This window comes from Desulfovibrio sp., assembly GCF_019424165.1.
In the GTDB taxonomy this organism is placed as follows: domain Bacteria; phylum Desulfobacterota; class Desulfovibrionia; order Desulfovibrionales; family Desulfovibrionaceae; genus Desulfovibrio.
Window position 1 is genome coordinate 30503 of the sequence record NZ_JAHZAA010000023.1, and the last position, 9875, is coordinate 40377.

At 61.2% G+C, this 9875-nt stretch carries 8 protein-coding genes; 7 read left to right on the plus strand and 1 reads right to left on the minus strand.

Annotation, left to right across the window (positions count from 1 at the left end; all coding sequences use genetic code 11):
- The 4 genes from QZ377_RS08760 to QZ377_RS08775 all read left to right on the plus strand — a co-directional run.
- Window positions 1-792: sulfite exporter TauE/SafE family protein (locus QZ377_RS08760; protein ID WP_291440778.1), on the plus strand; the 792-nt coding region annotated here is incomplete at its 5' end.
- 27 nt (window positions 793-819) lie between these two features.
- Window positions 820-1686 (plus strand): YitT family protein, encoded by an 867-nt coding sequence (locus QZ377_RS08765; protein WP_291440779.1) that lies wholly within the window; start codon window positions 820-822, stop codon window positions 1684-1686.
- An 8-nt stretch (window positions 1687-1694) separates the two neighbouring features.
- Window positions 1695-2993: an amidohydrolase family protein gene (locus QZ377_RS08770; RefSeq protein WP_291440780.1), complete on the plus strand. Its 1299-nt coding sequence runs from the start codon at window positions 1695-1697 to the stop codon at window positions 2991-2993.
- Window positions 2994-3564: 571 nt separating this feature from the next.
- Entirely contained in the window at window positions 3565-3903 is a 339-nt protein-coding gene (locus QZ377_RS08775; RefSeq protein ID WP_291440781.1) for an Hpt domain-containing protein, read from the plus strand.
- A gap of 275 nt (window positions 3904-4178) precedes the next feature.
- On the opposite strand, the gene QZ377_RS08780 is transcribed toward QZ377_RS08775, so the two are convergent.
- A complete protein-coding gene (locus QZ377_RS08780; protein ID WP_291440782.1) occupies window positions 4179-6548 on the minus strand; it encodes a heavy metal translocating P-type ATPase in 2370 nt (789 codons plus the stop codon).
- Window positions 6549-6708: 160 nt separating this feature from the next.
- Between QZ377_RS08780 and QZ377_RS08785 the strand changes: the two genes are divergently transcribed.
- The 3 genes from QZ377_RS08785 to QZ377_RS08795 all read left to right on the plus strand — a co-directional run.
- A complete protein-coding gene (locus tag QZ377_RS08785; RefSeq protein WP_291440783.1) occupies window positions 6709-6906 on the plus strand; it encodes a heavy-metal-associated domain-containing protein in 198 nt (65 codons plus the stop codon).
- 407 nt (window positions 6907-7313) lie between these two features.
- Window positions 7314-8786, plus strand: coding sequence for a M14 family metallopeptidase (locus QZ377_RS08790; RefSeq protein ID WP_291440784.1), 1473 nt, complete (start codon window positions 7314-7316; stop codon window positions 8784-8786).
- 124 nt (window positions 8787-8910) lie between these two features.
- A partial coding sequence (locus tag QZ377_RS08795; protein WP_291440785.1) for an NAD(P)H-dependent glycerol-3-phosphate dehydrogenase occupies window positions 8911-9875 on the plus strand: 965 nt, incomplete at its 3' end.

Genomic DNA, 9875 nt, shown 5'->3' on the forward strand with positions numbered 1-9875 from the left:
GCAACGCTTGTGATCTATCTTGCCTGTGGCGCGGTGGCTGGTGTGCTGGCCGGGCTGCTGGGCGTAGGGGGCGGCATTGTGCTGGTCCCCATGATGGTGGCTATTTTCCCCACCGTGGGCGTACCGGCGGAATATGTGCAGCAGATGGCGCTCGGCACGTCGCTTGCCTCCATCATGATCACATCCATTTCCAGCGCCCGCGCCCATAACAAACGCGGGGCCGTACACTGGGACATCTTCCGCAACATTACCCCCGGCATTCTTCTGGGTACGTTTGCAGGCGGGCTTATCGCCACACACATGCCCACCCTGGCGCTCAAGATCATCTTCATCTGTTTTCTGTTTGTGGTGGCGGCGCAGATGCTTTCCGGCTACCGCCCCCCTGCCACGCGTAACATGCCGGGCTTTGCGGGTACATCAGGCGTTGGTCTGGGCATAGGGCTTCTTTCAAGCTTTGTGGGCATCGGCGGCGGCACGCTCTCCGTGCCTTTCATGTCCACCTGCAATGTTCCCCTGCACCATGCCGTGGGTACTTCGGCCGCCATCGGCTTTCCCATCGCCGTGGCGGGTACGCTTGGCTACATTATAGGCGGCTGGGGGCGTCCTGACCTGCCTGCCATGACGTTGGGCTTTGTCAATCTGTGGGCGCTCCTCGGCATTGCTTCGGCCAGCTTTCTTACCGCGCCCCTGGGTGTAAAACTGTCGCACGCCCTGCCCGCCGACAAGCTCAAGCGCGGCTTTGCCTGTTTTCTGATCCTTGTGGCTGTCAAGATGGCCTGGGGATTGCTGTAACCATAAATTGCTGTCAGGATAAGGGGTATGAAGCTTTATACCTACAATCACAAGCTGGCCGAATCTGTTTGGTGGAATCTGCTCTGGCTGACCCTCGGCGGTCTGCTCATGACCATCTGCGTGCAAAGCGTGGCCGCGCCCCACGACTTTCTCGCCGGGGGCATCATGGGCGTGGCCCTGCTGACCAACTACTGGACAGGCACGCTCACCCCCCTTGTCTGGTACGCGCTGCTGTGCGCACCGGTGTATATTTTCGGCTGGTTTTTTGTGGGAAAGCGCTTTCTGCTCTATACCGCGTACGGAACCCTGTGCACCACGGTTTTCGGCTTTTTTATCGATTTTACCATCCCGGTACAGAACGACCTTTACGCTGCGGTTGTAGGCGGCGTGCTGCACGGCACGGCCTGCGGCATGATGCTGCGCACCCTGGGCAGCGGTGGCGGCACTGACGTTATCGCCGTGGTACTCAAAGACCGCTGGAATTTTTCCATCGGCCAGTTCAACGTCATTTTCAACGTCCTGCTTTTTCTGCTTGGCGCGTACCGCCTGCCGCTGGACCTTATCGTGGCGTCAATGATCATGATGTTCATCTCGTCCAGCGCTCTTGAGTACGTGCTGGGCATGTTCAACAGGCGCAAGCTGGTCATGGTCATCTCCGATCACGGCGAGGAAATCAGCGAGGCCATTCTGGTAACGGAACGCTTCGGGGCGACCATGCTGCGCGGCAAGGGGGCCTACTCCGGCTCTGACCGCGAAATCCTGCTCACCGTCACCACCAATATCGCCCTCAAGCGGCTGGAAAACCTGGTGTACAGCATTGACCCCAATGCCCTCTTTATCGTTGAAAACACCTTCTATGTCTCCGGTGGGCAGTTTGCCCGGCGCGGGCGGTAGGAACACACATGCACCCGAAGGGGCCTTCAGATTTCCCTACAGGTTCACAGGCAGCCTTCGCGCAGCCCCAAAACGGGAGCGCCAGCGGCCAGGCGAACCAGTCCGCTGAGCCTGCGCTGGCTATCAGGGCCAGAAGCATCGTGACCCTTGCGGGTGAAGGCCCGTCCAGGGGGGCGAGGCTGTTTGCGCCCCTGAAAAAGATCGACAATGCCGTGCTTATCGTGCGTGGCGGACTGGTGGAAGAGGTTCGCCCCTGGTCTGCCGCCGCGGCTCCCGCCGGAGCTGTCGTGCGCGATGTGGGCGCTGTGTGCCTGGCCCCGGCCTGCGTCAACGCGCACACGCATCTTGAACTCTCACATCTTGCCGGGCGCACTGTCTGGGGCAAAGGTTTCACTGCATGGCTGCAAAGCCTCGTTCCCCTGCTGCCCGAAGCTCCCGATGCGCAGGCCGTGGAAAATGCCTGCGCTCATATGGCCGGAACCGGGACCCTGTACGCGGGCAATATTACCGGCTCGCTGCCTGGCGGCACGCTTCTGGCTGACGTGGCCTGCCGGGAAACGGGCATTACCGCAAGCCATTTTTGCGAATGGTTCGGTTTTGGCGCACCCTTTGCTGACGGCATCCGCCCCTGGCCGCCCCGCTGCCGCCAGGTTCTGGAGGACGACCCCTTTCTGGCGGCCCGCTGCGCCCCCGGCGGTCACGCCCTCTACTCCACCGGGCCTGACATCCTGACCGCCGCCAGACAGGACTGCGCCCGCATGGGCCGTATTTTCAGCTTTCACCTGGCGGAATCGCCCGATGAAACGCAGATGCTGGTCACGGGTGACGGTCCCTTGCGCCATTTCTACGAAAAGGCGGTTCTGCCCGAAGACTGGCAGGCCCCCGGCCTGCGCCCCCTGGCCTACGCCGTCAAACTGGGGCTTCTCGGCACAGGCGCCCTTGCCGTACACGGCACACAGCTTGACGCCCAGGAGGTGGAGGTGCTGGCCGCCAGTGGCACGGCCCTGTGCCTTTGCCCGCGCTCCAACCGCAATCTCGGCCTTGGCGTGCCGCCGGTACGCGACCTGCTTGAAAGCGGCTGCCTGCTCTGCCTTGGCACAGACGGTCTGACCAGCAACCGCGACCTGGACGTTCGGCAAGAAGCAGTATGGCTGCGCGACAACCTTGACGTTCCCCCCGAAGCATTGGTGCGCCTCATGACTGTCAACGGCGCTGCTGCCCTCAACCTGCTCCCCGGCGGCGCAGGCCGCCTGGAACCGGGCTGTCCGGCTGCATTCTGCGTACTGCCCGAAGCCCTCGTCTATTAGAACACTTTCATCTTGAAAATACTCTGGGACGGTGTGCGCAAGCACCCGTTGCAGAGGCCCGGGCGCAATGTATTTGCGCGACCAGCTACCGCAACTGGCGCGCATTGCTGTTTGACAATGCACGCTATCAACATCACCATACTATAAAAGTGCACATTGAAAGATGTGCAGCCTCTCCAGCACGGCAAGCAATTCCACGCGTGCGGCGCTGTTTCGTTAAATGCAGGTATATTCCTGCGTACCATCTCTGTGGCTTTTTTATTTTCGCACACACAGCGGCTGTTTTTGCTCCGGTCAGTACAGCCGGAAAAAACGGCAAGCGGCTTTACCCGTTCTCTCCCCCCGCCGGGCCTGAAGCGACCCGCGGCGGCCGTCTGCCCATATGCGTGCTGTGCGCGCCTTTGCAACAATCGGCACTTTATACCAATAAAATTATTGTCATGCGCAAGCCTAACTGGCAGTATTTGCCCACACCAATTCCGCTTGTCTGAAGTCTCAAGGGACCATTGCCCCGCGCTGTGGCCCTGACGGCATCTGCCGTCTGTTATCAACCCGCGCCAAGAAGGAAACCATGACCGAGGAATTACTGGACTGGAAGGATGCCATGAGCCGTGTGCTCAACAAGCGTGACCTTTACGTCAAGCTGCTGGGCAAATTTATTGAAACGGAACGCGACACTCCTGACAGGGTGGCTGTGGCTCTCAAGAACGGCAATGCCGATGAAGCCAGGCGACTGGTACACAGCACCAAGGGAGCAGCAGCCAACCTGGGGGCCAAGGCGCTGGCCGCCGCCGCGCTGGAGCTTGAAATGGCCATCAGGGCCGGGGCGGACACGGGCCGCGCCCTCAGCCACTTCAGCACCACTGTTATGGAAACCCTGGTGACCATGCATGCCTTCATGACCCAGTAGTTCCGAAGTTTCTGAATTTCGCTTCGGATTTTATAAAAAATAAAAAATGCCGCTCCGGCCGGTTACGGCAGGAGCGGCCAAGACCACGATGTATCCGGCAATGCCGCAGCCGCGCTTCATAACAACAGAAGCTGCGGCGTTGTCCCAGTCTTCCAGAGCCGATTACCTTTGAAATGCTTTATATACCAAAGTTGTCATCCTGCCGAAAAATGCAATCCCCGGCAGAAAGCACGCCGTGTTCCGACGCGCTGTACTCTCGTGCAACGTTAGCACATTTAAACTTTTTCAAAGTTAAAATGTTCTATCTTGAAAAAACGCAGCCTCAGGGCGTTTGTCACCACTGACACCGACGACAGGGCCATGGCCGTACCCGCTATCATGGGCGAGAGCATGGGACCGCCAAAAGCGTGCAACAGACCGGCCGCCACGGGCAGGCCCAGCACGTTGTAGCCAAACGCCCAGAAGAGGTTCTGCCGGATATTGCGCATGGTGGCGCGCGAAAGCGCCAGTGCTGTCAGCACGGCCTCCATGCCGCCGCGCATCAGCACGATATCTCCGGCCTCCGCGCTCACGTCCACACCTGTTCCCACAGCCATGCCCACATTTGCCAGAGCCAACGCCGGGGCGTCGTTGATGCCGTCGCCCACCATGCCCACCACATGCCCCTCATCCTGCAAACGGCGCACATAGTCGGCCTTTTCGGCGGGCAGCAGACCGGCGGCCACTTCATCCACGCCTACCTGCGCGGCCACAGCACGAGCCGTGCGCTCATTGTCGCCCGTAAGCATGACAACGCGTACGCCCATTTCCCGCAGGCGCGCCACCACTGAAGGCGATTCCGGGCGTATGCCGTCGGCCAGCGCCAATATGCCCGCCAGGTGGTTTTCTCCGCCGCGGTCCAGAGCCAGCAGCAGGGGCGTCTGCCCGGCCTCGGCCAGCACGGCCAGCCGGTCCGCAATATCCTGCGAAACCTCAAGGCCGCACTCTTTCATAAAGGCGCGGTTGCCCACGGCCACCCGGCAATCCTGCTCATCGGCAAATACCCGTCCCGCAATGCCCATACCGGGCGTCACCACCACATCCTCTACCCGGCGGGCGGGCAGGCTGCGGTCATGCCCGGCCTTGATAAGGGCCTGGGCCAGCGGATGCTCGGAACGTGCCTCAAGGGCGGCGGCCAGGCTCAGAAGGCCGTTTTCGTCAAAGTCTCCTGCTCCTTCCAGCAGGGTTACCCCGGTGAGCACGGGCTTGCCCGTGGTCAGGGTTCCGGTCTTGTCCACGGCAAGCACATCGATATGCCCGGCCTGCTCCAGAGCGGAGCCGTTCTTGATGAGCACGCCAAGCTGCGCGCCGCGCCCGGTCCCCACCATGATGGACATGGGCGTGGCAAGGCCCATGGCGCACGGGCAGGCCATGACCAGCACAGCCACAAAAACGGTCAGCGGCGTGGTGACCGGTTCGGAACTGAACACCAGCCAGGCCAGCGCCGCCAGCACCGCATAAATCATGACAGCGGGAACAAAATAATAACTCACCCGGTCCGCAAGGCGGGCAATGGGCGCCTTGCTGCCCTGAGCCTCGCGCACCATGCGGATAATGCGCGCAAGACGCGTGTTGCGGCCCACCGCATCGGCCCGCAGGGTAAGCGAGCCTTCACCGTTGACGCTGCCCGCCACCAGCTTGTCTCCCGGCCCCACCGCCACGGGAATGGACTCGCCCGTGAGCAGTGAAAGGTCCACGGCGCTCTTGCCGGTGAGCACTTCGCCATCCACAGGCACGCGGCCGCCGGGACGCAACAGCAGGTGATCGCCAGCCCTGACGGCGGACAGGGGAACTTCGCGCGGCGGCTGGGCCTCATCCGCAGGGTCAAGCTGCAAGGCCGTTTCAGGGGTAAGGCTCATGAGCGCGCCCATGGCGTCGCCGGCCTTGCGCTTTGCCGTGGCTTCAAGAAACTGCCCCAATTCTATCATGGTCAGCAGTACGGCCCCGGATTCATAATAAAGATTCATGGCCCGTTCCACCGGATCCAGCCCCATGAGACCCAGCACCGTATTGACCAGGCTGTAAGCAAACGCCGCGCCCGTACCCACGGCCACAAGGCTGTCCATGGCCGGGGCCTTGCGCAGCAACGCGCGGATGCCGTCCACATAAAAGTGACGTCCAAGCCAGACTATGGGCAGGCTGAGAAAAAGCTGCACCAGCATAAAGGTGCGCGGCGAAGCATGCGGATCAAGCCAGCCGGGCAGATCAAGGCCCACCATATGCCCCATGGATACAACAAGCAGTGGCACGGCAAAGCAGGCCATGGGTACAAGACGGCGCAAACGGTCGCGCGAATCCTTGAGAGCCCTGGCTCTGCCTTCGGCAAATTCGACCGAGGCGTCATCATCGCTGGCGGGGGTGGCGCTGAAGCCAAGCGTGGCGACCCGCCCCATAATTTCGCGCTGCACCTCGTCTTCACGGCCGGGGCTGGCCCACACTTCTGCCTTGGCGGTAGCAAGATTGACGCTGATTTTTTCCACGCCTTCCATACGGCCCACCACGCGCTCGATGCGCGAAGAGCAGGCGGCGCAGTGCATGCCGCCGATATCAAATTGCAGGGGGCATGCCCCTTCGGCGGCGTCCTTACCAGCAATGGCCTCGCTCATATTCATCCTCCAGCCCTTTCTGTTCCGAATGACGCGACGTTGCACAGAGCACCGCCGCTGTCCGGCCCAGGGTTATTTTGCCGTGGCTTGTCATTTGCCATGACCGCGCGTAAACTTGCACTACATTGAAATTGAAAACTGTTTCCCCAAGGAGGATATGATGAAAAGCCTGAAAGTCAATGGTATGCGTTGCGGGCATTGCAAGTCCGCTGTGGAAGAGGCGGCGGGCAAGGTTGCCGGCATAAAAAATCCGCTGGTGGACCTGGACGAAAAAGTTTTGCGCTACGAAGAGGACGGTCCTGTAGACATGGACGCCCTGCGCACGGCCATCAGCAATATAGGTTTTGACCCGGAATAGGCCTCTCCCGAGCCTTTCGGCAATGCGCGGCGGCTCTGCGCCGGTTTTTTCAGTAGAAACGACCAGCGCGGGCCGCGCGCCTGAACAGATACAATTTCAGCCCGCCTCAAGCCCCATCACCTTGCCGTTCACGCCCGCATGGCGTACATGTAAAGCCCGTTATGCCCGCACCGCCGCGAGAAAATCCCGGCCGGTTCGCCACAGGCCGCGAGGGCAGAAAAGCCGCAAAGAACAGGGCAGCTCCTGGCAGGGTCCGCAGCAGACAGCAGCATTCCGCCATTCGCGCGGAACAGGTCGGGCCGCAATGGCGGAAACCGCACCAGGGCATGCATCAACCGCGCGGCAGCACAGCGGCCATAACCTACAGGCAGCACCGCCGGACAACCATGCGCCCAAACAGTACCGCCATGCAAGTATACAATCCTTTCTCACAAGCACACAAGAAGTACAGGGGCCTGCCCACGGTACAGCAGTGTATTTACAGTCTGCTTGTGTGTTGCGCCCTGCTCAGTCTGACGGCCACCGCGCGGGCGCAGGATGCATTTCCTCTGGACTTCACCGTGGTGCACCTGGGAAGCGGGCCGCGCACGGTGTTAATTGTGGGCGGCATACAGGGCGATGAGCCGGGCGGTTTTTCGGCCGCAAGCCTGCTGACCACCCACTATACCGTGGAAAACGGCAGTGTATGGGTAGTACCCAATCTCAATTTCCCTAGTATTATCAAACGGTCGCGCGGGCTGCACGGCGACATGAACCGCAAATTCGCCCGCCTTGACCACAGCGATCCGGAGTATGTCACTGTTCGGCGCATAAAAGATCTCATTGATCATCCCGATGTGGCCCTGGTGCTGAACCTGCATGACGGCAGCGGCTATTACCGCCACAAGTACGAAAGCAGGCTGCGCAATCCCGCCCGATGGGGGCAGTCGGTTATTATTGACCAGACCAGCCTGCCCGGCGCATTCATGAGCTCTCTGGGCGCGATGGCTGACGAAGCCGTGGCCGCCGCCAATGCGGGGCTTCTGGCCCCGGACCACCGCCTGCATGTGCGCAATACCAATACGGCTGCGGGCGACCGCGAAATGGAAAAAAGCCTTTCCTACTATGCCGTGCGGCAAGGCAAGGCGGCCTTCGGCCTTGAAGCCAGCAAGGAATTTTCTGTAGAACTGCGCGCCTATTACCACCTGCTGATGGTAGAGTCCTTTTTGCGGCAGGCAGGCGTGGACTTCAGCCGCTCGTTTGCCCTTACGCCCCAAGGCGTACGCCAGGCGCTTCAGGACGATCTGGCCGTATCATTTGCCGACAACCGGGTTTTTCTGCCTCTGGAAGACGTCCGGCCCGCCATAAACTATTTGCCCCTGCCCAGAAGCGCCCCGGCCCGCGCCGTACCGACCAAGCATATCATGGCCGTGCTGCCCTGCGCCAAAGGCAATGAAGGCCAGTTCTGCGTACACTACGGCAACCGCATGATCACCCTCATCCGCCCCGAATGGCGTGAGGTGGACGACAGCCTTGGCGCGGCTCCGGTGCGCGTGGACGGGCAGGACACTCTGGTCCCCTTCGGGCAGATCATTTATGCAAAGGACAGCCTGCTGGTGCACCCTCTTGAAGGCTACAGGGTCAACGCCATCGGCTTTGACAACGGGCAACCCGACGAAGCGGGCGTGGAACTGCGCCGCAAAGACTTCATGCCGCGTTTTTCGGTAGACAGACAGGCCCGGATATTCCGCGTAGAAATTTATCGGGGTCAGCTTTTCAGCGGCATGTTTCTGGTCTGCTTTGGCGATGGAGTCCCGAAGCGTCCGGCCGGATCGCGCACGGCGCGCAATGCCGCGCCGCTGCCCGCTGTTCCCGGGCCGGAGTCTGCTCTGGGCTTTTAGGGCTTGTGAGCCACATTTTTTTGACTGCTGCATCGCCGGACGCTGCCTGAAGCCGGATTCTTTTCTGGGCAGCACTCAGGCATTTTACGTTGAACTGCTTTATAAAGACAAGTACAGGAAAAGCATGGCTGATAAAATATCCGTCTGTGTAGCCGGAGGCGGCAGTTGGGGTACGGCCCTCGGGCATCTGCTGGCCCGTGGCGGGCACGATGTCAGCATATGGCTGCGCGACGATGCAGTGGCCCGCGCCATCAACCAGAAGCACGAAAATCCGCGCTACCTGCCTGGCCTGCCGCTTGATCCCCGCCTTTCGGCCACAACCGACCCCGCAGTGCTGGCCCGGCCCCTGGTGGTGCTCGCGGTTCCCTGCCAGCAGTTGCGTCCCTGGCTTGCCGGCCACGCCCGCCATTTTCAGCCAGGTGTGACCCTTGTCAATGCCGCCAAAGGCATAGAAACAGGCTCTCTGGCAACCTGTGCCGAAATAACGGCCCAGGAACTGAACAGCCTCAATCCGCGCTATGCGGTCTTGTCCGGCCCGTCCTTTGCCGCGGACGTGCTGCGCGACCTGCCCACCGCCGTTGTGCTGGCTTCGTATGATGAAGCCCTGGGCCGCCACCTGCGCGGCGTCTTTTCCGGCCCCGCCTTTCGCTGCTATTCCAGCACGGATGTGGTGGGAGTGGAAATGGGCGGCGCGCTCAAAAATGTCATGGCCATTGCGGCAGGCACATGCGACGGCCTGGGCCTTGGAGCCAACAGCCGCGCGGCGCTCGTCACACGCGGCCTGGCGGAAATGAGCCGTCTTGGCGCGGCGCGCGGCGCGCAAGCGCATACCTTTATGGGACTTTCCGGGCTGGGTGACCTTACCCTGACCTGTACAGACGACCTTTCACGGAACCGCCAGGTAGGCCTGCGGCTTGGCCGGGGAGAAAAACTCGACCACATCACGCAAAGCCTTGGCATGGTGGCCGAAGGCGTAAAAACCACCGCCGCCATCTATGAGATGGCGCAAAAACTCCAGGTGGAGGCCCCGCTGACCAGAGCCGTGTATGGCATCCTTTACAAGGAGATGGCCCCGCCCACCGTGCTGCG